The following is a 23,598-nucleotide window of genomic DNA, read 5'->3' on the forward strand; positions in this document are numbered from 1 at the left end:
TTCACTGTCAACTCAACGATCACCCACTCAACGATCACCCACTCAACGATCACCCACTCAATGATCACTCGTCGGGTTCTTGGCCGGCCATGTTCTGCTCTTTGCGATCGGAGTCGTCCCCATTTTTGCGCAACAAGTTGACGATGCCATGGCAGGATTCTGGCCGGTGTGAACAGAGTGCCAAGCTGCTCGAGTGTTCTTCGCCCGCGGGTTTTTCCTTTGCCTGCCGAACGACGTCGCTCGTCATCAGTTAGCAAGATTCGCGTATCGCCGAACTCGTCACCGTCAAACGCATCCAATGATTACAACATCAGATCATTGAACCCAGTAAGAAGTTTCCAGCAAATCAGTTGCATCCGCGGCATGTGAAACGGGCCTTTCCAAAGATTGCCCTTCAGCGTCGAACTGACGCTACCGTCCCGATGCAGGTAGCCAAACCATTCACCGTGCTCTGGGTCGGGAAAGTGCTCGTACGTCCAAGCATGAATCATTGCGTGCCATTTCGCGTATTTCGGATCTCTCGTTAATTGATACGCAAGCAACGTTGCAATGATGGCTTCGTTTTGCGGCCACCAGAACTTCATGTCGTGCCAGTATTCATGGCCTGGAAGACCTTTCACATCGACGAAGTAAAGGATTCCACCGTGCTGCTTGTCCCAGCCTCGCTCCCACATCCAGTCCAGCATCTGGCAGCCGGTACAGATCCGATCGTTGTCGCCGCGAAGTTTCCCCTCCAACATGATAAACCATGCGGCCTCCATCGCATGACCGGGATTCAATGTCCTTCCATCGAAATGGTCGATTAAGTCGCCGTTTGGACTAACCGTTTCCATCACGCATTGGATTTCTTTTTTGAGGTGACACTTGCGAATGTCATTGATACAGCGATCAATCCACGCATTGGCATCTGGCAGGCCGATCGAATCACGCAGCTCCTGTGCCGTTGCGATCGCAATCATGGGAAAGCCAATCCCCTTGGTCGGCCGCGTCGACGTGAATTTCGGCTCAGCGCGCTGAGGATTCAGGTTGTGATCGAGGAACCGTCGAAATACGCGTACCGCTTTTTCCGCGTATCGTTCATCCCCGGTCGCTTTGGCCAGTTCTCCATAGGCGATCGCAGCGAAGCTTTCCGTAAACGCATAGCGTCGTTTCCGAATCGGTTTCCCATCACGAGCGACATGGAACCACATCCGGCCATCCGCAGGATCAAAACAGTGATCGTCCATGAAACGCGCGCCGTGCTGGGCCAACTCAAGCCATTCTTCGCGCGGCTCGACGTTGTTGTATAGTTCACCCAGCAACCAAGTAAATCGGCACTGCTGCCAAACGCCTTTATCGGTGTCAATGACGGTGCCGTCTTGAGCAAGCGACATTGTGAAGCCGCCGTGCTCTCGATCGACACAGTGCTTGGTCCAGAACGGCAGCGTGTCGTTCAACAAGCCATCGCGATACGTGGTGAGAAGCGTCTGCCTGCCAGCATCATCTATCAACATCGGGTGCTGCCTCTGAGTGGGGCTCACTTGCCGTGAGTGGTTCGTGCAAAGTGTAGATCGTTAGCCCCGTCAGATCTTGGTGCGGTCGTCCAAACGCGAAACTGGTGACCATTCCGACGACCACGCACGATGTAATTCCGCTGGCCGTGTAAAAATAACCGTTGATTGACGTGAACTTCCACAGCCAAAACATCACGCCAGCGCCGACAATGGCGCCGATCATTGCACCCGTTGCGTTTGCGCGTCGCGTCAATGCGCCAATCACGAACAAGCCGCCGAGAACGCCCATAAACAGTCCGATGACCATGATAAAAGTGTCAAACAATGACTTGATTTGGGGATTGACGAACACAAGACCCAACAACGTACCGGCCACTCCCAACAAGAACGTCCAGAAACGGGCTGCGTTTAGATACCCGCGCTCTGTTTTGCAGGCACGCAGCGGCCGCATGAAGTCGGTCACGATTGCGGTGGCCGTCGAGTTCATGCTCGTTGAAACGGTTGATTGCGCGGCCGCAAACACCCCCGCCACGATCAACCCAGCAATGCCGACCGGCATTTCGCGTGCGATGAATAGTGGGAAAACCTGATCCGTTGTGATCGTTGGATCTAGCCTTTCGGGGTGGGAACTGTAATAGACAAACAACGCGGTTCCGATACCGAAAAACAGCAGCGTGGCCGGAATCGTCAAAATGGCGCTCGTCCAAATCGCTTGGGCCGCGAGTTGCTTCGTCTCGGTAGTCATGTACCGCTGCACGACGGCTTGGTCGGCCGTGTACGAAGAGATGTTCTGTGCGATCGCGCCCACGATGATGACCCACAATGCGATCTGGGAACTTGTCGCATCCCAGTGGAAGTTGGCGATTAAAAATTTGTCCGCGTCCACCGCGGTCGATACAAAACCGCTGACGCCGCCGTCCACGCCCGATAGGAGCAGGACGATCGCTAAGATCGCGCCGCCCAGCAGCACAAACGTTTGGATGGTGTCGGTCCAGATGACCGCTTCGATGCCTCCCATCGTGCAGTAGGCGATACTAAGGACACCCATCAGTAAGACTGAATGGGCTGGTGTCAGTGGTGTGGCAACGGAAATCGCCATCCCTGTCAACGACATCACGACCGCCATGCGAAAAACATGAAACAGCGTAAAGCTGGCGCTTCCGAATAACCGTACGCCGCGACTGAACCGTCTCTCCAAATACTCGTACGCGCTCGTTGCGTCGATCCGGCGAAAGAACGGCATGGCGACAAAGACTGCGATCACGGCCACGACGGGAATCATCATGTTGCCGATCGAGTATACCCAATCTTGGGCGAACGACTTCGACGGGATACCCGTGAACGTGAGCGAGCTGAGCATGGTGGCAAAAATGCTGCATCCGGCTGCCCACCACGGAATCGTCTGGCCGCCTCGAAAGAAATCGTTGGTGCTCTTGTTCTTGTTTGTGAAGTAGATGCCAATCGATACCATCGTCAATAAATAGCCAAACAACACGATGTAATTGACCGTGCCGAAATCGCGACTTGCGCTGATCGGCGTGACGCGATACACCTTGGGCGATCGCACACGTGGACGAATTTCGCCGCTGGGAATGATGATCGAACCGTCCCACTGAACTGCGATCGTGGTGACGTGATTCTGTGGAACGGAGCCAGCTTCAAACCACGTATCGGTGATCGTGTGGTACGCCAGCGATTGTTTGATAAAGCCGGGATGATCGTCTTTGAGCTCATTACCTTTGAAAAAAAGAGAGCCGTCCGCGCCGCCCAGGACGAAGATGTGGCTTTGGCTGAAAGCAATTCCCGTTCCAGCCATTACACACCGCGGGGCCTCTTTTCGCTCCCGCCACTGCTGCGTCGCGGGCGTGTATTCCCAAACGTCTCGAAGCAAGTCAAATGCGTCGCCGTCCTGTCGCCTACCGCTGATAACATAGACACAATCGTGGTAACCATTGTGCTGCGCGACGGTCAAATTAAACGCACGAGAGGGACCTGGACACGGCGGAAGCTCTTTCCAAACGAATTCATTGGCGCTGCCTCGCTGCGACAAGTCTAGCGACCAAAAAGTCGACACTGCGGATTGGAGGGACGCATCCTCTTGGCCGCCTGCCAAATAGATCGTATCACCGATTAATGTGGCCGCTCCATGTGCACAAGGCCTCGGTAGCGACGGATATTTTTTGGAGGTGATCTTTTCGCCGTCCCACTGCAGCAAGAAGACTTCGGCAAAGGTGTCGGACCGGTCGTTTCCGCCGATGCAGACGACGCCGTCAGCAGTCGATACGGCCGCGCCGTAAGCGATCGGCTTCGAAAGTTTGCCGCCGTCTTTCCACTCGTATCCATCGCCGTTCTTGACGAGTACGAAAATCTTCTCATGCCATTGCTTTTCGTTCTCCCAAACCGGTTTGGCGAAGTTGGCACCTCCTGCCATAATCAATGCGTCGTTGTGTATACCTGCAAAGGGACCAGCCAATCCTAGCTCATCGGGCATCGGTGGCAGTTCGCTCCAAGACAACCATTGCGGCTCGTCGGACCAGCTCGTTGAACTGGCGAACATCGACATCGAGCCAACAAGAATGCAGCCAAGGAAGATCGATGCGGCGAAGAACCTCATGACGAAATCGCGGAAAGGCGGCAGCTTGGCTGTGACCACTCGAAGTATCCAAGCAACGACAAATCGTTTCGCAACGTTTCAATTTCGGATTCCAACAAGCGGACTTGAGGCAGGCGGCAGCTCCCTATATCGAAGCCATTGAAGCCCAGTACGGCTTTCATCGCCGCATGAAACGGGTACTTGCCTATCGCCCGAATCATCTCCACCGATAGCGACTGCAGACGTCGAGCTTCGACCAGATCACCGAGGCGAAAGGCATCCATGATGCCAAGATACAATGGTGCGGCAATGTTGTAAGTGCTACCGATCGCGGCGCCCGCACCAGTGGCCAGAGCCCCCAGCAACATCTCGTCACATCCCCATAGAACGTCAAAACGTCCGTTCTCAAGCTCAAGACATTGCTGAAACTCATGAAGCTTCGTGTCGGTGTACTTGAGACCTTGAAGGTTGGGAATTCGCTTGTCCCCGAGCTTGAGAAACTCAACCATATCCAATGTGGAACCCGTCAGTGCTGGAATATGGTAGTAGTAAAACGGCAGCTGCGGCGAACCAGCGGCAACCTCAGCCATACAATCAACAAGAGTGCCAACGTCATTGATGCGGAAGTAGGAAGGACAAGTCGCTGAAATGTAGTTCGCGCCAATCTGTTGAGCGTGATCAGCAAGCTGTCGCGCTTCGACGAGACTGTTATGCCCGACATGAACGATCACTGGGACTCGGCCACCGGCGGACTGGACGTATGCCTCTGCAACTTTACGACGCTCAGCACCACTGAGCGACATTCCCTCGCCGGTGCTTCCGCAGACATAGAGGCCGCTGACGCCTTGCGTGATCAGCCATTCGGTCATCGGCAGAATCGGGTCAGTATCCAGTTGGCCGTTGTCATCGAGCGGTGTATATGTCGCAGCAATTAGGCCGCTCAGTTTGTTGTTCACGATGTAACCATTCCTATTGGTATTGGACGCCGGGCAAGTGGATTTCGCGGACGCAAAGGGCATTCTAAGCCGCTTTTGATTCAATTTGGGATAACTACGCGCGGCGCCGGACAAAGTGAGCAAATCAGATCAATTGATTAGTTTTCAACCTTGTTGGCGTGGGCATAGGGTCGATTCAATTGGTCCGTCCCGTTTGTCAGTGCAGCGAGCGAGAAGCGGACGAAACGGATTTCCTTAAGGCCCGATTCGTACAGCACGCCGAAGCTGCCATCATTCAGGATGGTGATTTCGGAGTAGCCGGATGGCCCGCGGTCGATCACCTTTCCGGCACTCCAATTCGCGCCGTCATTATAGCTGATTCGGACAGAGAGATTTTGGCGTTGTTGGTTCGAAGCAGCGTTGCAGAACAGCAATCGATCTTTTGAATAACCATCCCGTCTGGCCGTGTACTGGATGATGCTGGCGTTGCAACGGGGATCGGGAAGACCGAAATCGGCCGCACTCTCCCATGACTTGCCACTGTCAGCCGACCGATGCACAAATCTCTTGCCGGGCGCAATCCGGGAATTGACCATCAGCGCACCATCGGAAAGTTGCACAACTTTTGACTCGTCCCCCGGCGTGACATCACTGAGCGTTCTCCATGTCCTGCCATGATCTCGGCTGGCGAATAATGTGATTCCTTTTCCGACACGAACGTAATTGTGGACTAGCGTCCCATCGCGTGTTTGGATTCCTCGGCCCGACGTGATGAACTTGAACGCATTCTTTAATTCGGGTCCGGCGACCTGACTGGTGAAGTCCTCCGGCTTTCCCCAATTCTTTCCGTGGTCCGAGCTCTTTTGCACGTAGAAGCGAAATTCCTTGTTCGACTTATCTTCAACCATGAAGTTGTAAAAACAGAATAGGTCGCCGGTGATTTTGTCGACCAGCAACGACGGGTCGCTGCAGCCTCCATCGTCGGACTGATCCAAGATCTCCATTGGTGTCCAGGTCTTGCCATTATCGGAGCTTCGACGAAACACAATATCGATCGTGCGCTGTGGGATCAGGTCACCCGATCCAGTGCGTCGGGCATCGCAGGCGGCGATCAAATCACCGTTGGTTGCGGTAACAATGGCGGGGATGCGAAACGTATGCGTGTCTTGTGTGCCTGATACGAACAGGGACTGGCTGCTGATTGGTTTCAGTGGATCGCTCGGCATCACATCGGTCGGAATGGTTGTTGGCCGTTTCGGAACCGAAGCATGCAACGACAGATCGTCGATCAGCAGCCCTGACTGGGGCGCGGCTTTGGTGCTGAAACGAATGGCTTCGGTTTTTGCGTTGCCCGCAACCGGAAGTTGGATATGTGAACGGAAACGCGCGCCTACTTCGATGACATGGTCCAGCTGTGCAACATCGTGCCATTTCCCGTCCTGTTGCACCTCGACCTTGAATTCGAAGGGACCTTTGGCTGTCCATCGCTCCGCATCAAAGCGGATCCCCTTGACGCCGGACAGTTCCGGTGGAAGGACAAGCGTTACCTTATTCTTTGTGTCGCCGAGCATGTGCAGGCATTTGTCGCCGCTGTGGGCGAACCGTGAAGTGATGCTTGCCGTCCCAGTCGCATTGATCTCGACCGAGCTAATTTTCAATTGCTGGAACGTCGCTTCCGGTTGACGTTCAAACGAAGTGCTGAAAAGAACGTCATCGGCCGGCGCGTCACCGTTCAACAACGCCGGCTGTCCCGTCTGCACAACCACGTCCTGAGGACTCGGATGATTCTCAGCACAAAGCGTGGACGCGAACATCAGGAGCATGCTCGGGATCAGGAAAAAGCGACAGAGGGTCATATTTATCACCGGATTATCTACGTGATCACAGGAATACCAAATTCTCGTGGGTCGGCGCGGAAACGCTTACAAAAGCAGCCTGCGCGACTCGCCCCGGTCACGCAAATCCCGATTTGCAGATGGCAGCCTAGAATTACTAGCCAATTGTCTCTTTGTTGCCCTTGGTTCCCAATGCCCCCACAATCGATAAGGACTCATGGAGCCGGGTTGTAGCGTGCCGCCGCTGCCGTTACGTGAAACCATCACTCCTCCACCAGCCTCGATCGAATTAGTGATGAACTTGACAGCACCGGCACCGGCAACGTGGTCCACCAAACCCTCGCTGGAAAGCCGGTTAATCGCCTCACGTACCGGAATCACACTCACCCCGATTTCTTCTGCAAGTGTTCGACGCACCAACGGTTGTTCAGCTGGAACCTCACCACTGGCAAGCTTTGCTCGAATGTATTCGTACGAAAGTTCAGAAAGATTTTGACCCACGGGTGTACTCGGTTGCGATTTTGGGCAAAGAGGATATCAGTTTCTAGAAAGCGGCTCCTTCGTTGGCTCGGCGGAGCCAACTCTACAAACATCGCAGGGGATTAACGGTGACAAGTTTCAGCGGATTTGGTCCATCCGGACTTGCATACGATCCACGCGACTCTGATTGTTATAACATCAAATATTGCCGCGTGTAACGAAGAGACCGTCGCCTTGCATGCAGCGAGACGTTACGACGCCCTGGCAAGGTTTACCGATACTTTGACCCCACGGGATTTTCAAAAAAAACTTTTGCATTGTTGTTGCGAACCGTGAAACCAATCTGGTCGATTCCCTTGCGCGGTGTCTGGACGAATTGACGCCGCGAAGGCACGAGATCACTTCGCTTCGCTATTTTCAAAACGGAAGTGGTGCCGAGATTGCGGAAGAGCTCGCATCAAAGTCACGTCGGCCTACCAAACCATTGGCTGAGTGTGTCCGATGCCAACCGGAGCTTCAAGGATGATGGCTGGCTCAATTTCAATGACGGCACCGGCGCCGTTTGCAATGCCGGAGAGACATTGCGTTTTGAGTCCGGAAAGATGGCCGCGCGGCTGCCAACCGAACAAAGCGAATTGACGGTGATCGTCGGCGATCTGCATGTTCGTGACCTGGGGATCGCGTTTGGGATCACCACCGAGTTCGATGGTGTCGTGGATGTCGCTGTCAGTAACTCCGAATCAAAGCTACATGCCGAGCATGTGTTCCTTGAAGGGCCAGCCTTTTCGACATCCAACGCCGAGCCGAAACGCAAAACGATTCCATTTAATCCTGATCGTCACGAAGATATCTGGCCCTTGCATAAGTTCGACGACATCAAGATTCCCAATGTCGACGCGTTGGCGAAAAGCGGCGTGCTTGCCCGGCATGGATACAGCACTGCACCGCAATATGTACCGTCGAGAGCGCGATTGCTGATCGGAAAATTGCAATCGAAATTCGGCGTCGAAGCCAACGGCAGAACACTGCTAGGTTTTGATCGCGAGCTGACCACTACCGAACGTTTGCGGAAAACGGGTTACGTTACGGCGCAGTTCGGAAAATGGCACCTCGGTCCGACCCCCAACATTACCGACCACGGATTCAAGCACGCGTTCAACCAAAATTCTGGTGCACCCTTCGCGGCAAACATCGGCCTTGATGGCAGTGACCGCGAGTATCGGTACAACCTGAACAGCGATCTCGAAGAGAAACATAATCTCGCCGACAAGCAGCCTGAGAATCCGGCTCGGCAAACTCCGACTCAAGATCAAGGAAATCAGCGTTTCCATGGATCGTTCGCAGCGGCAAAATGAATGTCACCAGCGAGGGCTTGCAGATAGCACCGCAAAAGCCGGACGCGAAGCAAATACCGTTCATTACCAGAAACGGCATGAGTCTGGTCGGACCGATTTCGGTTAGCATGGTTGTAAAGACGGCATCGTCCGGAGCGATTGGCTTCGCCTGGCGTAACTCAGCAGACACACTGTTCGCCGTCGAAAACCGTGTGAACTTCAGCGTGGAAAAGTCGGACCAGTGGCAAACGATCCGAGCCAGCTTGTACAGCGAATCGAAAATCATTCACGTCCGGGTCCATTTTCCGTCGGGAATCACGTCGATCAAGTCCATCGAATTGAAATCCGCCAACGGAAAAACAGTAACGCTAACGGATTAGTGTAGACTGCTGCCTTTGACTCGCCCCAGAGCGTGTTTGGGACAACCCGCACGGCACTAACTCAAACTCCTTGAAATTCTGGCTTACTCAATGAACTTTATCCCTACACTTTTCCGCACCAAACGGATTGGTTGGCAAGCGATTTGCCTCCTGAGTTGTTGTTTCTCTTTCAGCTTGGTTTCGGCTGAAGATTTGTTGACGATCAACAACGACTCGGTGAAAGTTGGGATTGATCGCGAGAAGGGCGGCGCGATCACTTGGTTGTCTTCCGACGGTTATCCACGCAACATCGTCAACATTGCTGACCCTGGCCGACTGATCCAGCAATCGTACTATGCCGGACGACGTCTTGACCGGACTTCGGAAGGGCAAAGCAAAGCGTGGAGTCCCTGGACATGGAACCCGATTCAAGGTGGCGGAGTCGGTAGTGCCGGCGGCAAAGGGACATGGTCGCGCGTCACGGTATTCGAAAAGAACGCCAATGCCTTGTACTCCGAAACGATCCCGAAACTTTGGGACATGGCTGACGAAGAAGCGGACGCCATGATGCGTCAATGGACGACGTTGGAAGAAAACCTTTCCGGCGTGGTTTGTGTGCGATGCGAAATTCAATCGATGCGCCGCGAAGGTGATCGCTGGGGTGCCGCTAGAAACAGTCCTCAAGAAGTCCCCGCCTGTTACTTCACCCGTAACTTTGATTCCGTGCGGAGTTATCTGGGTGCGGGCAAGTGGCGGAACGAACACCAGCCACCCGGTCCGCCTTGGGGCCGTGCCAATCCACCACTCAAAGCGATGGCAATGTTCGAGTCATCGGGCCAAGGCGTGGCCGTCTATTCACCCACGTCCGGCGAGATCTGGAACTACGGTCCTCACGGCGGTGGACTGAGCGACGCCCCTACCGACGGACCCTGCATGCACGTCGCGCCGATCGACCGTGTCTTGCTCGGATACAAGTCAACCTTTCGATATCGTTACTGGTTGATCGTTGGTGACGAAACAGAAATTTCCACGCGTCTGGATGCTCTCAATGCGAAGTATGCAGCCGAACGGTCGCAACTGATTGGGCCCTGATCTTAAAGCGAGACTATTAAACCTCAATCGCATCACACTCGACTCACGACATTGAATTCACCATGATCCGACAATCCATTTTTCTGTGCTGCTTGGTATCAGCTTCCGCGGCCTTGGTTCATGCATCGAAACCAAATGTGGTTGTGATCCTGGCCGACGATCTTGGGATCGTTGACATGAACGCCTACGCGTCGAAGTTTACTGGCGCAAAGGTTTCTCAGATGTACTACGAGACGCCCAATTTAGATCGACTGACGAAGGAAGGACTAGCGTTTTCACAAGCCTACGCCTGCCATCTTTGTTCACCGGCGCGGGCAAGTTTGTTGACGGGCAAGTACGCCGCTCGTACGGGATTCACCACTGCCGTTGGCGGAAACGTTCAAACTTTCTACAACCAAGCGATCGAACCGCCGGAAGGATATGTCGCTCAGGACGCACTGGTTTGGAAAGACAAAATCAAGATTCAGCAAGCGCTCGTCAACGGTACCACGCGCGATGGATTAGCATCGGGGCACCCGTTGGACAACCGGCAAAACGAAACGACGCTTGCGGAAGCGATGCCGGACCATGATTCGGCCTTCATTGGCAAGTGGCACCTGGGCGGACATGGTTCGAAAGGCTGGCAACCGGCCGATCAGGGTTTTAGAGAGATTTCGTATCTCGATGAAGGCGGATCGCCCTACTTCCATTGGCGAGGCATTTGGGACAGCGGCAAGAAACTGCACCCGAAGACTCCTCAAGAGAAACTGCTGCGTGGAAAATCAGGCGGCGACTTGGGGCAGGAGTATTTAACCGATGAATTGACGCAGCATGCGATCAAGTTCTTGCAACGCAAGGCTAGTACGAAGGGAACGGATTCACCGACATCGGGCAACAAGCCGTTCTTTTTGCACTTTTGTCACTTCGCCGTGCACACGCCGTTTCAAGGACGATCCGACGATGTCGCGCACTTTGAACAGAAGGCGACGCGTGGTTGGAATGGGCATGACAATGCTGTGTACGCAGCGATGCTGAAACGGTTGGATGTTTCGGTTGGTCGAATTCTCGATACGCTTGAAGAAACCGGTTTGGATGAAAACACGTTAATCGTTTTCATGAGTGACAACGGAGGGGTGATGTATACCGATCCGATCGCGACCAACAATGCTCCCTTCAAAGGTGGCAAGGGGACCCATTTTGAAGGCGGCATTCGCGTGCCGTTGGTGATTCGCTGGAAAGGCCATGTTGACGCAGGTCACTGGACCAACGTGCCGGTCGACTGCAACGATATCTTCCCGACGGTCTTGGAATTGATGGGGTATGATGCTTCACAGTACACCAAGTCAGGCGGCATCGATGGGCGCAGTATCGCACCGCTGCTAAACGATCCGTCCAACGTCAACGGCGAATATCCTCGCGACACGTTCTTTCAGCACTACCCGTTGAATGTGATCGTCAAGAGTCCCGAAGACGGATTGCCATCGGCTCCTTCCTCGGCCATCCGAAGCGGGGATTGGAAACTCATCTTCGATTGGTCCGGTGCGATTCGACTCTACAACATTGTCGACGATCCACACGAGGAAAACGAATTGTCAGCGGCGATGCCCGACAAGGCCCGCGAGTTGTTTATCGAATTGAATGATTGGATTGATGAAAACGTCGACGTTAAATACACGCCTGCCATCAATCCCGACTATGAGCCGGCCAAAGAGTCTCGGAAGCGTCCGTTTGTTGATTTGCGTCGCAAATACCTCGGCGACAAGCGAGCGATTCGCACGGTCGAAAATGATCCGCGTTTCGCATTGATACCCGCTGACATTCAACCCCACGTCAACACTTCCAAGTAAATGCACTCAATCGTATCGCCTGGACTTGAAAGCGACTTACCTTAGACATTAAGTTGCCTGCCTCAATGAAAATCGGTTCTCTCAATTGCATCGCTCCGAACGTGATGCCGGTTATTGCCTTGGCTGTTGTGCTGCTTTGCGGGCAGACGGACGGTGCCGCGAAGCCGACTTTTGTGATCACCATCGCCGACGATCACGGGGTTTACCATTCATCCGTTTATGGATCGAGCGAATTTCAAACGCCCAATTTGCAAGAAATGGATGACCAGGCAATTCGATTCGACAATGCCTAGGTCGCGTCGCCAGCCTGCGTGCCCAGTCGTGCGGCGCTATTCACGGGACGAATGCCTTACAGCAACAGCATCGTTGGCAACCACGATATTGAACTCAAACGCGGGGTCAGTTCGCGGTTGCCTACCCAATTGTCCGGAGGACAGATCGATTTCATCCTGGAAGACCTGCTGACAACCGAGTCGTTCAAGACAGCCAAACGTCAAGCACGGTGCCATAGCGTTGCGATCGCGCGAATGTTCATGGAAGACCACTTGCCCTGCTGGGAAATGTCACCGGCTGATCAGTTGGTCGACGGGGAAGCAACCATCAAACTTGGTCTTCGGTCAGGAACCGCGCTTCAGTTGGGTGCTCAAGTTTTCTGCAATCCAGGGCCCGTCTACGCAATCGATTATCCAACCGCATCGAAGACAGGGCGACTCGATTTGAAAAACGACCACGTGGATTTTCAAGCTCGGTGGTACAACCCAAGAAACGGGAGGTTTGAAGGAACAACTACGAACCTGCGAGCGAGAAACTGGATTTCGCTCACCGTTGCAACTGTCGAAAATGAAGAAAGAAGAATCGAAGGATGAATACGACTTTTCTCATAATGTTTGTCCTGATCGCAGTAGTGCTGATTCCGCAGTCAGCGGCGGATGCTGAGAAGCCGAATGTCTTCTTCTTGATAGCAGATGACCTGAATACCGCGCTGAGTGGTTTTGGGCACAAGCAGTGCAAAACACCAAACCTCGATCGTCTGGCACAGCGTGGCGTCACGTTTGAGAACATGCACTGTCAGTATCTGGTTTGTGGTGCGTCGCGTGCGTCGATCATGTCTGGTCTATATCCGTATTCGAATCTGACGCTGTCCCAGACTTTTCGCAACAATAGCTACTAGGCGGAACGAGTCAGCAAGATTTATCACATGCGGATTCCGTTTGAGATCATGGACGGAACTGCGGAAAGCGATGATCCCTTCTCGTGGGACGAAGCAATCAATATCAAAGCTCCGGAACAAAAAGCCGTCGGCTCACTTCGTTCGTGCCATTGGTCACAGACCTTTAATGGTGTGGTTGCATCGGTCGGGGACAGCAAACACGCCGATGGGATGGCAGCAGAACGTGCCATCGAGATTCTTGACCAAGTAAAAGACAAACCGTTTTTTTTGGTTGTGGGGATTCGTGAGACCGCACGTGCCTCTTGTCGCACCGAAATAGTATTTCGACCTTTACAATCGAGAGGCAATGGAAGCGCCACTTGTGCCGGAGAATGATCTGGACGATGTGCCCGGAATCATCCGCGACTAAAAGCGAAACAGCACAACTTACGGGGTGACGCCTGAACTGCACAAAGCTCTGTTGCAGGCCTACTACGCCAGCATTTCCTGCATGGACGCACAGGTCGGACGCGCCCTGGATGCTCTGAAAGAAAAGGGGTTGGCGGATAATACGATTGTCGTATTCACGTGGGATCACGACTACCTTTTGGGGCATCACCACAAATACCAGAAGCAGCACCTGTTTGAAGAGGCCACGCGCGTGCCGTTCATCATCAGCGTCCCGTGGCTCAAAGATCAAGTCGGTCGTGGCAACACCAAGACCACGGAACGGGTTGACCCTTATCCGACTCTTGCTGAACTGGCCGGCCTTCCCGCTCCGGACACTCTTCAGGGAGCAAATCTCAAACCGCTGCTGGCCGATACCCAATCGCCCTCCTGGAAGCAGGAGCAAGCATTCACAATCAGCCGCGGCGGCGGGGAATTCATTCCTACAGCGGACTGGCGTTTCACTCAGTGGGGCTTTGGCGAGAAAGGTAGGAAGTTGTACGACCTGAAAAAAAGACCCAGGCGAATTCACAAACCAGGCAAGAAATCCATCGTATGCCTCGGTGGTGAAGATGCTCCGGACGCAACTGACCGCCAAACGCGATGCAGCAGGCTTCAAGCAGAATCGGGCAGCGATTTTCGGCAAGCATGGCAACATCAAACAAACGAAGTAATCACGATGGCCGGCGTGTCGTCCGGTTGTAAATAGTTTTGCTATCGGCATACTCCAACGATCTCGCAAAATTACCAATCAAAATCCTGAAGTTGAAAATTCGGCGCAGGTGATCACAAACAAAGGTTCAAGAGATGATCTTTCACTCCCCCCATGGCTACCTAACAATGGCAAACAGATACGTAGCGATTGCATTGTTCCTGATGCTCTGGATGGTTCAGGCCAGTGCTGGGGAAAAACCCAACGTCTTGTTTATCGCAGTTGACGACCTTAAACCGTTGCTCGGATGCTATGGTGAGACGGATATTCGGACGCCTAACATCGATTCGCTGGCCCAGCGCGGTACGGTGTTTTTGAACGCTTCCTGCCAGCAATCGGTCTGCGCACCGTCGCGGGCCAGTATGATGACCGGCACCTACGTCGATACTACGAAGGTCTACGATCTCAAGACGCAAATGCGCGAGGCGAACCCCTACACGCTGACGCTGCCTGAATATCTGCGTCGGCACGGTTACGAAACCACAGGCACGGGGAAGGTTTACGATCCACGCAGCGTCGACAAATCCTTCGACGCGCCGTCGTGGACGCAGCCATTCCTGCAGAATGCGCCTCGTGAGTATACTCCGAAAGGAATTAAGAGGCCGGTATTTGGGTACCAGGATCCGGAAGTGCAAAAACAGGTTAAGGCGTTCAACATCTGGTTGAAAGACAATGGTATCACTGAGCAGGACAAGGAAGCTTATGCCGCTGCTCGGAAAAAGTTTCCGTTGTCCAAGCCAACGGTCGAGTGCCTGGATCTTCCGGATGAGGCCTACAACGATGGGGTTTTTGCCCTTTGCGCGATGGATCAGATGAAGAGACTGGCCGACGGCGACAAGCCTTTCTTTCTTGCGGTGGGAATGGCCAAGCCGCATCTCCCGTTCGTAGCGCCAAAAAAATACTGGGACCTCTATGATCGATCAAAGATTGAACTGGCGCCTTTCAAGCACGCACCGAAGGGCGCGCCGGATTACGCCGGTCAACCCTCGTGGGAGCTGCGCAGCTACACCGGGGTTCCGGCCAGCCCCGCGCCAATCGCTCAGGAAATGCAGAGAGAACTAATTCATGGCTACCGCGCCTGTACGAGCTATATCGATGCACAAATCGGTAAGGTACTCGACAAGCTTGACGAACTGGGACTGACTGACAATACGATCGTTGTGCTGTGGGGCGATCACGGTTGGCATCTGGGCGATCACGGCATGTTCTGCAAGCACTCCAACTACGAGCAGGCCGTCCGTTCGCCGCTGATCATTGCCGCGCCGAAACAGAAGGCGAAGGGAGCAAAAACGGATTCGCCCACCGAGTTTGTTGATGTTTTCCCAACACTCTGCGAACTGGTCGGGCTTCCCGTTCCAAAAAGCGTCGAAGGCCTTTCGCTGCTGCCAATCCTTGACGACCCCGACGCGATGGTACACGAGGCAGCGTTGGAACAGTATCCGCGCAATTCTAACAAGATGGGCTACACTCTCCGCGACAAACGCTACCGCTATGTCAAATGGATCAAGATGGACTACTACGCCGGCGAACGATCCGGACCGATGGTTGCCAATGAGTTGTATGACTATAAGAACGATCCCCTTGAAACCGTCAATCTCGCCGGCAATCCCGAACACAAGGACGTCGTTGCCAACTTTGAACGCATCTTCAAAAAGCGCGGCGTCGCGCAGGAGAACTAATATGAAATTCGAGCGACGTTTCTTTATCGTGGCCTGCATGGCTTTGCTGCTGGCTGACTCGCTGCTGGCAGACGACGGGCGACGGCCGAACATCGTGCTGTTCTTCGTCGATGACTTTGGGCAGCGGGACCTCACGTGCTACGGCAGCACGTTGTACGAAACGCCTTACATGGATCGTCTGGCAACGGAGGGAATGCGGTTTACCAATGCCTATGCCGCTTATCCCCGGTGCGTGCCTTCACGTCAAGGATTGCTTTCAGGCAAGTATCCATGTCGGATTGAAAACGAATCAATCAAGTCCGGTGATCACAAGCATCACCTTCCTCTCAGTGAAGTCACCTTCGGCGAGGCATTAAAGCAGCACGGCTATCAAACGTGCTACATCGGCAAGTGGCATTTGGGCAAGCAGGGTGGCGATCCCGCTGCGCAGGGCTTTGACACCGTCATTCATGCTGGGTCAGCAGGTGCGACCGGTGATTACTTTTTTCCGTTTCCGACAGAGAAAGGCTTGCCTGTCATCAATCCAGTGGATGGTAAAGAGGGTGACTACCTGACTGATCGTCTGACGGACAAAGCAGTCCAGTACATTGCATCACACAAGGACGCTCCATTCCTGCTTGTGTTGGCACACTATGCCGTCCACACTCCCTTGCAGGCTCCCGCTGACATCACAAAGAAATATCAGAGAAAACTTGACAATGCCGGCATCGCCGTCGGCGGAAAGAAACACGATGCCGACATGGTCACCGACCGTCAGGGTGTCAACAAGACGGTCCAGAATAATCCGATCTACGCAGCAATGGTCGAACAAACGGACGATTCTCTTGGTCGCATCATGCAGGGGCTCGAGGACGCGGGCATCGATGACGACACGGCGATCATCCTGACATCAGACCACGGCGGGCTTTCCACCAGAGGTCTCACAAGCAACCGAGTCCTGGCAACTTCCAACGCGCCGCTACGGCAAGGCAAAGGTTCGATTTTTGAAGGTGGCACGCGAGTCCCTCTGATTGTCAAGTGGCCGGGAAAAATCAAGCCAAATACAACGTCTACCGTTCAGGTCACCGGAACAGACCACTACCCGACCATGCTCGAAATCGTCGGAGCGCCTTTGCGTCCAGAACAACACGTTGACGGACGCAGCTACGCGAACGCACTACGCGGGGAAACGTATCAACGCGATCCCATGTTCTGGTATAAATGGCAGGCTCGTGCTGATAGTACAGGAGATACGCGAGCCATTTCGCTGATTGACGGCCATTACAAGCTGGTCATGTGGATCGACGAAGACCTGATCGAATTGTTCGATCTGAGTCAGGACATCAGCGAGCAGCGAAATATCGCAGCGAAAATGCCCGACCGCACCGCAGCGATGTTGAAGTCACTTAAAAAGACAGAACAAGCCATTGGAGACCTACGCAAAAAAGGACGCAAGGAATTCCGGAGCAGGTGACTCCATACAAAGGTTTAATAAGTGATTTTTACTCCCGACATAGCAACCTAGTGATGAAGAACAACTACGCAGCGATCGCATTTTTCCTAATACTCTCGGCGGTTCAGGCCAGGGCTGGCGAAAAAACCAACTTTGTATTCTTCCTCAGCGACGACCAGTTGAAGGCGGACTACGGATGCTACGGCTTGCCGGTCGACCTAACGCCGACTGTTGGTCGTTTGGCGCACGAAGGTCTCGTGTTCGACAAGATGTTCGCGGCCGAAGCAATTTGTGCACCAAGCCGAACCGCTCTACTGACCGGTCTTTACCCGATTCGCAATGGGCTCTTCGTTCAGCACGCCTCGGCTCGCAGCGGAACGCAAACGATCTACGACGCGCTGACTCCGCTGGACTACGATGTCTCGCGGGTCGGGAAAGTTCACGTCAAACCGGACTCCGTCTTTCGTTGGAGCACACCAATCAGACCGACCAAGAAGAAGTTGCCGGCCGATGACATCGACGCCTATTTTTCGAGCCACGCCGACAAGCCGTTTTGCTTGTTCATCATGTCACACTATCCGCATCGGCCCTAACCCAAAAAAGCGACGTTCCCAGCCGATCAAGTCGTGCGGGATCGTCACATGCAACCGTCTGCCGATAATTGGTTGCCCGGTTATTACGACCATATCGCTGAGAAGGAACGTGAGCTTGCAGACGTTTTGGAACTTCTCGATAAGCACGAACTTGATCAGAACACCGTGTTTATCTACTCATCCGATCACGGCAATGGCCCCGGCGCGAAGTTCACGATCGACGACTGCGGTTTGAACGTGCCGTTCATTGTTCGTTGGCCCGGAAAGATAAAGCCCGGTTGAACATCGGCGTTGACCAGCTACACGGATGCGTTGCCCACGTTAGTCGAGCTTGCTGGTGGAGAACCGGTCGCTGACATTGATGGAACGAGTTTTGGTAACGTGGTAAACTTGAACATCCCTCCAGCTGGAAAGTGAGAACTATGCGAATCGCAATGGCAACCGTCGGCCTGTGCCATCTGTTCATAAGCCTTGCAACAGGCCAGGACGACGTGGCGCTGGTATCTGCAGATTACCAGCAGTTGCTGGCCAAGAAGCACGAGTACCAACCGATAGACGGAGAGACACCGGCGCCGATCCGCTCACTCGTTGCGAAGGCGGATCGCTTGCTGCAGCAAGAACCGGTCACGGTCATGCAGAAGAAACAAATCGCTGCCAGCGGCGACAAGCACGACTACCTGAGCCTAGCACCCTACTGGTGGCCGGATCCAAAAACGACGGACGGTTTGCCGTACATCCGACGCGACGGCAGAGTGAATCCGACGACACGAGGTAACAATGTCGACTATCCCGCAAAGCAGCATCTATTCGATCGCGTCCACACGCTTACCATGGCCGGCTTCTACACCGATAACCCCGAGTACTCACAGCACGCGGTGGCCCAACTCGAAGCTTGGTTTGTGGATCCGCGGACCCGCATGACACCCCACCTGCAGTATGCCCAGGGTATTCCCGGTCTCAATGATGGTCGCTGTTTCGGAATCATTGAGTGGTGCGACATCGACAAACTGCTTACGCCGATCCAGGTGCTACGCACCTCCCAGGCGATTCCGGGGCCGACCGACCAAGCCATCACCCAATGGTTCGAATCCTATTTGCAATGGCTGCGTACCAGTGAAATGGGCCGAACCGAATGCGAACGCCTGAACAACCACGGAACGTGGTACGATGTTCAAATCGTCGGTCTGTTGCTGTTCCTTGGAAAGAAGATGGAAATGCGCGACGTCCTTGAAACAGTAAAGGCCAAGCGGATTGCGACACAGATCGAGCCCGATGGCCGCCAACCGCACGAGCTTGCCCGCACGAAAAGCCTCTCTTACAGCAAGATGAACCTGAGTGCATTTCAAAGGCTGGCTCGACTTGGTGAAAAGGTCGGCGTTGATTTAGGGAGCTACGAGACACCTGACGGGCGAAGTATCACGAAGGCAAGAGCCTTCTTGGCCCCGTACATCAAGGGCGACAAGAAGTGGGATTACCAGCAGTTGTAGTGCATTCGATCGAAAGTTTAGATTGGAGAAGTTGAGCTATGAAAAGAAAGAACATTGCCGTGTTAAGCCTTGTAGCCTTGTTCATGCCGCTGATGTGCATGGTCGGTTTGGGTCACGCAGGAGAAACGGTTTCAATCACCTATGACGCCAGCAATGCGATGCACGCCTTTGGTGCTCGAGATCTCAAGCAGGCTCTCGAAGCAACGGGCAATCAAGTGGTTGGCGAGAGTGCTTCTTTTCGAATTGCGATTGCCCAGTTCGAACCAGGGATGGGGCCCCAATCATTCCGCATTCAGCGAGAGGGAACACGAGGCGTCCGTATCGTTGCAGGCGATTCGGTAGGCGCAATGTACGGAGCGTTGGAACTCGCCGAGCAGATCGGCATGGGCGGTGGCCTGGACGCGGTCCATAACAAGGCTCGCAAGCCGTACATCCTGCGGCGAGGATTGAAGTTCAACATCCCCTTGGACGCGCGGGCACCAAGCTATGACGACACGGGAACCTCGGCCCATGAGAATATCCCTGTAATGTGGCAGTGGGAATTCTGGCAAGAGTTCCTCGATGCGATGGTTCGCAACCGCTATAACGTCCTGACACTCTGGACAACCCATCCCTATCCGGGCATCGTCAAGCTGCCCGAGTATCCCCAGGTGAACTACGACGACGTCCATGTTCTGAAACAACCCGTTGATGAAAAAGGCGACCGCCACTGGGATAAGCTGGACGTCTTCGATCCCGCAAATACCAAAGTTGTGAAGCAGATTTCCCTGGACGACAAAATCGCGTTCTGGCAAAAGGTTTTCCAATACGCCGAAGACCATGGCATTGAAATCCATCTGTTTCATTGGAACATCTACACCTTCGGCGCTGAAGACAAATATGGCATTACGGACAATGGCAGGAACGAAAAGACGATCGCCTACATCCGCTATTGCATCACCCGATTTCTCGAAACCTATCCGCAGGTTGACGGCATTGGCGTGGCCGCCGGGGAGCATTTCGATATTCCAAAGGGAGAACGAGAGAAATGGCTGTGGCGGACCTATGGGTTGGGAATCATGGATCACCACAAAGACCACCCGGATCGTCAAATTGGTTTCATCTTTCGCAGTTTGCTGTCCAATGCTGAAACCATCATGGACACATTCAAGGACTATGATGCCGGACCGTTCCATACGGACCACAAGTATGCCCGGGCACGCGTGCATTCCACGACCACCTCACCGTATCTCGATTTCGAGTACCGCGAGGGACTCGAATCAGTCAAGGTGCCCTGCTGGTTGAATCTCCGCAACGACGATTTGTTTGTGTTGCGTTGGGGAGATCCAGACTACGTACGCGAATTCATGGCCAATGTCCCCCGTGACCTAATGCGATGGGAAGCCGGCTACTTCATGGGACCGGACGGCTTCGTTCAGGGACGCGAGTTCGTTCACAAGGATCCGGATTTGTCCGGTCAACTCGAGGTGGACAAGCATTGGTATCGCTTCATGATGTTCGGCCGACTGGGCTATGACCTAACGCTGACACGGGAGTTTTTCGAACAGAAACTAGAGCATCGCTTTCCGCAAGCGGATGCAAAATTGCTTTACGAAACCTGGAAAGCATCCTCCCAGATTATTCCCCAAATCAACCGTTTCTTCTTTCGGATCAACGATTCCATGTTTTCTCCGGAAGGATGCATCGCACGTCAAGGCTTTCTGACCGTCGACGATTCCTTCTTCAAGCATGGCCCCTTGGAGGGTTCCGGGATCTTGTCCGTTCAAGAGTTTGCCGACGCGGTGCTGACCAGCAAGCCGTTCGATGGGATCACTCCGTTGGAGGTGGCCGATTCATTGGATGCATCAGCAAATCAGACGTTGCAGGGAGTGTCAGCCATGCGTCAGCAAACCGAACCGGCTCCAAAAGAGTTCCTGTCAACGCTCCGTGACCTGGAGGCGATGGCGCTGTTGGGTAAGTACTACGCAAACAAGATCCGTGGCGCCGCCGAATTAGCAGTCTACCGAACAGATCCCCAGCGACGCGCCAATCACCAGCGCGCCCTAGCGCACTTCAAGCAAGCCGTCAGCGACTGGGAAGCGTACGCCCGCTCGGCTACCAGCCAGTACAATCCCCAGCTCTTCTCACGCACTCATTACTTGGATTGGTGGAAGATTCTTGAGGACGTCAAAAAAGAGGCTCAGTCGGTTCAGGACGAAGAAGACAATCCCAAAAAACCTACAAGGCAAATCACCGGACCGAATACGAAGGGCCTGTCAAGATAAAGGGACAACGATGAAACAGAACCTATTGATTTGCGTGTTTTGTCTACTGTTGCCCGTGCAGGCAACTTATGCGTTTGAAAAGACACGGCTTATCATCATGGCCGACATGGGAAACGAGCCTGATGAAGAGCAGCAGATGATGCACATGCTGATGTACTGCAATATGTTCGACCTGGAGGGCCTTATTGCCTGTTCGGGCAAGTACCTGCATGACGGCAGGGACGGCTTCAAGGGCAAAGTCCATCCCGAGCTTTTCCATCAATTGATCGACGGCTACGAAGCAGTAGTCGACAACCTAAAGAAGCACGCGTCCGGATGGCCCGAGGCGGATTATCTGCGTAGCATAGTCAAAGCCGGCACCGACCAATACGGAATCGCGGCCGTGGCACCAGGAAATTCAACAGAGGCCTCCAAGTTGCTCGAGGCGGCGATCCTCAAGGACGATCCCCGCAAGCTTTACATCGTGGGCAACGCGGGCACGAACTCCTTGGCCCAAGCCCTGGTAGACCTCGGTAAGACTCGCTCGAAAGAGCAAATGGACGCACTCTGCAAAAAACTCATCGTGTTTGAAAACGGGGCTCAAGATAATTCCGGCGCTTGGATTGCGAACAAGTACCCCGAAATCGCCTGGCATCGCAGCAACAAACAGACCTATTGCTACGGCGGACCGGGCGGAAACCATGGTGCGGACGGTCCCTACACGTGGGAGCCTTTTGCGAGAAACGCTATTGGCCAGGGGGAGTGGTCCCACGAACATATTCAAACCAACCACGGAGCGTTGGGAAAGCTGTTCCCTGATCGCATCATGAAAGGTTGGCATTTTATCGAAGGCGGCGGAACCATTCCCTGGACCGGCTTGGCAAATCACGGACTCTCCGATCCGGAACGCCTTTACTGGGGAGGATGGAGTGGCCGCTTTTCTCGAACCAAGCACAAAAACATCTGGTCGAGGCATGCACGCGAAAAAGCCGACGAACAGAAGTATGGTGACTTCTACATGTTCGAGGCGGATTCAGAAGTGGATGAATGGACTGACCCCGACCACAACGAAACATTCCATAGCTTCATGACGCCCGTATGGCGTTTTCGAAGGGCCATGTTTAACGATTTTCGCGCCCGCATGGACTGGTGCGTCAGCGAGTTCAGCGAAGCAAACCATAATCCGCTGGCCGCTGTGAACGGCGACAAAGGAAACGACATCTTCCACTTGCAAGTATCGCCTGGCCAGAAACTGACTCTTGATGCATCAGGATCATCAGATCCCGATGGCGACACCATGACTTTTCAATGGTGGTCCTACCAAGAGGCCGGTACCTACCCCGGCAAAGTCACGATCGCCGATACCGGTAAACAAAGAACCGAAGTGACCGTACCCACTGATGCTGGTGGAAAAGAAATCCACATCATTCTAGAAGTTGTAGACAAGCACCAGGAGATCGGCATGTACGATTACCGCCGAGTCGTGCTGGAGGTGCATTGACGCGGAAACGTTGGGAAGGCGACGTGTGCACCAGCAGTAGGTCCCCCCGCGCAATAAGTCTGCTCGAATGAGATCGTAGCTGAACTTGGCAGCCTGTCTTGTCGCGTGGCTGTCTTAATCCTGCTGAGTTAGCATGACGCTAGTTTGAAGCCGGCTCCGCAAGATTTGATTTTCAGCTTTCAGCTATTTTCACTTGCTGGTCCAATTCCTTGGCCGTTGACTTGGCTATGATGAGCTGGTGACCTGATTCCGGGCCCGCATGGGGCTTAGAATGGCCGACGAACGAGATCGCCAAAATGAGTAAGAAGCCACTCAAAGACACCCGCAAAGCACGACGTCAGTTTAAAGCCGATGCAACCCGAGTCGCATACTGCCGTCGCTGAATTATTTCGGTAGCGTTGGGGCGA

The 23,598-nt window shown here is 53.8% G+C and carries 21 protein-coding genes; 16 read left to right on the top strand and 5 right to left on the bottom strand.

Going from position 1 to position 23,598, the window contains the following annotated elements:
- Positions 1–302: 302 nt before the first annotated feature.
- From CA13_RS28390 to CA13_RS28410, 5 genes are all read right to left on the bottom strand, one after another.
- Positions 303–1,487, bottom strand: a complete 1,185-nt coding sequence (locus CA13_RS28390; protein ID WP_146403949.1) for an AGE family epimerase/isomerase — start codon at positions 1,485–1,487, stop codon at positions 303–305.
- The gene (locus CA13_RS28395; RefSeq protein ID WP_146402434.1) at positions 1,480–4,107 is read right to left on the bottom strand and encodes a sodium:solute symporter family protein; all 2,628 of its coding nucleotides are present in this window, start codon (positions 4,105–4,107) and stop codon (positions 1,480–1,482) included. Before CA13_RS28395 ends, CA13_RS28390 begins: the two co-directional genes overlap by 8 nt.
- Positions 4,104–5,042 (bottom strand): dihydrodipicolinate synthase family protein, encoded by a 939-nt coding sequence (locus tag CA13_RS28400; RefSeq protein WP_473087499.1) that lies wholly within the window; start codon positions 5,040–5,042, stop codon positions 4,104–4,106. Before CA13_RS28400 ends, CA13_RS28395 begins: the two co-directional genes overlap by 4 nt.
- A gap of 137 nt (positions 5,043–5,179) precedes the next feature.
- Entirely contained in the window at positions 5,180–6,844 is a 1,665-nt protein-coding gene (locus CA13_RS28405) for a sialidase family protein (protein ID WP_419194940.1), read from the bottom strand.
- Positions 6,845–6,943: 99 nt separating this feature from the next.
- Positions 6,944–7,357 (bottom strand): GntR family transcriptional regulator, encoded by a 414-nt coding sequence (locus CA13_RS28410; RefSeq protein ID WP_146402439.1) that lies wholly within the window; start codon positions 7,355–7,357, stop codon positions 6,944–6,946.
- A 473-nt stretch (positions 7,358–7,830) separates the two neighbouring features.
- Here CA13_RS28410 and CA13_RS35780 point away from each other — a divergent pair, with 473 nt between their 5' ends.
- From CA13_RS35780 to CA13_RS28485, 16 genes are all read left to right on the top strand, one after another.
- Positions 7,831–8,691, top strand: coding sequence for a sulfatase-like hydrolase/transferase (locus tag CA13_RS35780; RefSeq protein WP_419194941.1), 861 nt, complete (start codon positions 7,831–7,833; stop codon positions 8,689–8,691).
- Positions 8,688–9,050 (top strand): hypothetical protein, encoded by a 363-nt coding sequence (locus tag CA13_RS35785; RefSeq protein ID WP_419194942.1) that lies wholly within the window; start codon positions 8,688–8,690, stop codon positions 9,048–9,050. The genes CA13_RS35780 and CA13_RS35785 overlap by 4 nt, the downstream gene beginning before the upstream one ends.
- Before the next feature lie 90 nt (positions 9,051–9,140).
- Positions 9,141–10,121, top strand: a complete 981-nt coding sequence (locus tag CA13_RS28420; protein ID WP_419194943.1) for a hypothetical protein — start codon at positions 9,141–9,143, stop codon at positions 10,119–10,121.
- Between the two features lie 62 nt (positions 10,122–10,183).
- The gene (locus tag CA13_RS28425; RefSeq protein WP_146402441.1) at positions 10,184–11,947 is read left to right on the top strand and encodes a sulfatase; all 1,764 of its coding nucleotides are present in this window, start codon (positions 10,184–10,186) and stop codon (positions 11,945–11,947) included.
- A gap of 65 nt (positions 11,948–12,012) precedes the next feature.
- Entirely contained in the window at positions 12,013–12,240 is a 228-nt protein-coding gene (locus CA13_RS28430) for a hypothetical protein (protein WP_146402442.1), read from the top strand.
- Between the two features lie 51 nt (positions 12,241–12,291).
- Entirely contained in the window at positions 12,292–12,813 is a 522-nt protein-coding gene (locus tag CA13_RS28435; protein WP_146402444.1) for a hypothetical protein, read from the top strand.
- Positions 12,810–13,118 carry a sulfatase-like hydrolase/transferase gene (locus CA13_RS28440; RefSeq protein WP_146402445.1) on the top strand — a complete coding sequence of 103 codons (309 nt, stop codon included), beginning with the start codon at positions 12,810–12,812 and terminating at the stop codon, positions 13,116–13,118. Before CA13_RS28435 ends, CA13_RS28440 begins: the two co-directional genes overlap by 4 nt.
- Before the next feature lie 27 nt (positions 13,119–13,145).
- The gene (locus CA13_RS28445; protein WP_146402447.1) at positions 13,146–13,493 is read left to right on the top strand and encodes a hypothetical protein; all 348 of its coding nucleotides are present in this window, start codon (positions 13,146–13,148) and stop codon (positions 13,491–13,493) included.
- Positions 13,494–13,551: 58 nt separating this feature from the next.
- Positions 13,552–14,253, top strand: coding sequence for a sulfatase-like hydrolase/transferase (locus tag CA13_RS28450; RefSeq protein WP_146402449.1), 702 nt, complete (start codon positions 13,552–13,554; stop codon positions 14,251–14,253).
- Between the two features lie 131 nt (positions 14,254–14,384).
- A complete protein-coding gene (locus tag CA13_RS28455; protein WP_419194944.1) occupies positions 14,385–15,935 on the top strand; it encodes a sulfatase in 1,551 nt (516 codons plus the stop codon).
- Position 15,936: 1 nt separating this feature from the next.
- Positions 15,937–17,388 (top strand): sulfatase, encoded by a 1,452-nt coding sequence (locus CA13_RS28460; protein WP_146402450.1) that lies wholly within the window; start codon positions 15,937–15,939, stop codon positions 17,386–17,388.
- A gap of 53 nt (positions 17,389–17,441) precedes the next feature.
- Entirely contained in the window at positions 17,442–17,960 is a 519-nt protein-coding gene (locus CA13_RS28465; protein WP_146402452.1) for a sulfatase-like hydrolase/transferase, read from the top strand.
- A gap of 48 nt (positions 17,961–18,008) precedes the next feature.
- The gene (locus CA13_RS28470) at positions 18,009–18,242 is read left to right on the top strand and encodes a sulfatase-like hydrolase/transferase (protein WP_146402454.1); all 234 of its coding nucleotides are present in this window, start codon (positions 18,009–18,011) and stop codon (positions 18,240–18,242) included.
- A gap of 140 nt (positions 18,243–18,382) precedes the next feature.
- Positions 18,383–19,447 carry an alginate lyase family protein gene (locus CA13_RS28475; RefSeq protein WP_146402455.1) on the top strand — a complete coding sequence of 355 codons (1,065 nt, stop codon included), beginning with the start codon at positions 18,383–18,385 and terminating at the stop codon, positions 19,445–19,447.
- Positions 19,448–19,485: 38 nt separating this feature from the next.
- A complete protein-coding gene (locus tag CA13_RS28480; protein WP_146402457.1) occupies positions 19,486–21,711 on the top strand; it encodes a hypothetical protein in 2,226 nt (741 codons plus the stop codon).
- Positions 21,712–21,745: 34 nt separating this feature from the next.
- Entirely contained in the window at positions 21,746–23,191 is a 1,446-nt protein-coding gene (locus tag CA13_RS28485) for a nucleoside hydrolase-like domain-containing protein (RefSeq protein WP_419195170.1), read from the top strand.
- The last annotated feature ends 407 nt before the right edge of the window (positions 23,192–23,598 follow it).

This window comes from Novipirellula herctigrandis (assembly GCA_007859835.1).
Taxonomy (GTDB): Bacteria; Planctomycetota; Planctomycetia; order Pirellulales; family Pirellulaceae; genus Novipirellula_A; species Novipirellula_A herctigrandis.

Bases quoted from the DNA above. Each gene is read 5' to 3' on its own strand.
- CA13_RS28395 (WP_146402434.1), bottom strand. From the start codon at position 4,107: ATGAGGTTCTTCGCCGCATCGATCTTCCTTGGCTGCATTCTTGTTGGC.
- CA13_RS28405 (WP_419194940.1), bottom strand. From the start codon at position 6,844: ATGCTCCTGATGTTCGCGTCCACGCTTTGTGCTGAGAATCATCCGAGT.
- CA13_RS35785 (WP_419194942.1), top strand. From the start codon at position 8,688: ATGAATGTCACCAGCGAGGGCTTGCAGATAGCACCGCAAAAGCCGGAC.
- CA13_RS28420 (WP_419194943.1), top strand. From the start codon at position 9,141: ATGAACTTTATCCCTACACTTTTCCGCACCAAACGGATTGGTTGGCAA.
- CA13_RS28425 (WP_146402441.1), top strand. From the start codon at position 10,184: ATGATCCGACAATCCATTTTTCTGTGCTGCTTGGTATCAGCTTCCGCG.
- CA13_RS28430 (WP_146402442.1), top strand. From the start codon at position 12,013: ATGAAAATCGGTTCTCTCAATTGCATCGCTCCGAACGTGATGCCGGTT.
- CA13_RS28435 (WP_146402444.1), top strand. From the start codon at position 12,292: ATGCCTTACAGCAACAGCATCGTTGGCAACCACGATATTGAACTCAAA.
- CA13_RS28440 (WP_146402445.1), top strand. From the start codon at position 12,810: ATGAATACGACTTTTCTCATAATGTTTGTCCTGATCGCAGTAGTGCTG.
- CA13_RS28445 (WP_146402447.1), top strand. From the start codon at position 13,146: ATGCGGATTCCGTTTGAGATCATGGACGGAACTGCGGAAAGCGATGAT.
- CA13_RS28455 (WP_419194944.1), top strand. From the start codon at position 14,385: ATGGCAAACAGATACGTAGCGATTGCATTGTTCCTGATGCTCTGGATG.
- CA13_RS28460 (WP_146402450.1), top strand. From the start codon at position 15,937: ATGAAATTCGAGCGACGTTTCTTTATCGTGGCCTGCATGGCTTTGCTG.
- CA13_RS28465 (WP_146402452.1), top strand. From the start codon at position 17,442: ATGAAGAACAACTACGCAGCGATCGCATTTTTCCTAATACTCTCGGCG.
- CA13_RS28470 (WP_146402454.1), top strand. From the start codon at position 18,009: ATGCAACCGTCTGCCGATAATTGGTTGCCCGGTTATTACGACCATATC.
- CA13_RS28475 (WP_146402455.1), top strand. From the start codon at position 18,383: ATGCGAATCGCAATGGCAACCGTCGGCCTGTGCCATCTGTTCATAAGC.
- CA13_RS28480 (WP_146402457.1), top strand. From the start codon at position 19,486: ATGAAAAGAAAGAACATTGCCGTGTTAAGCCTTGTAGCCTTGTTCATG.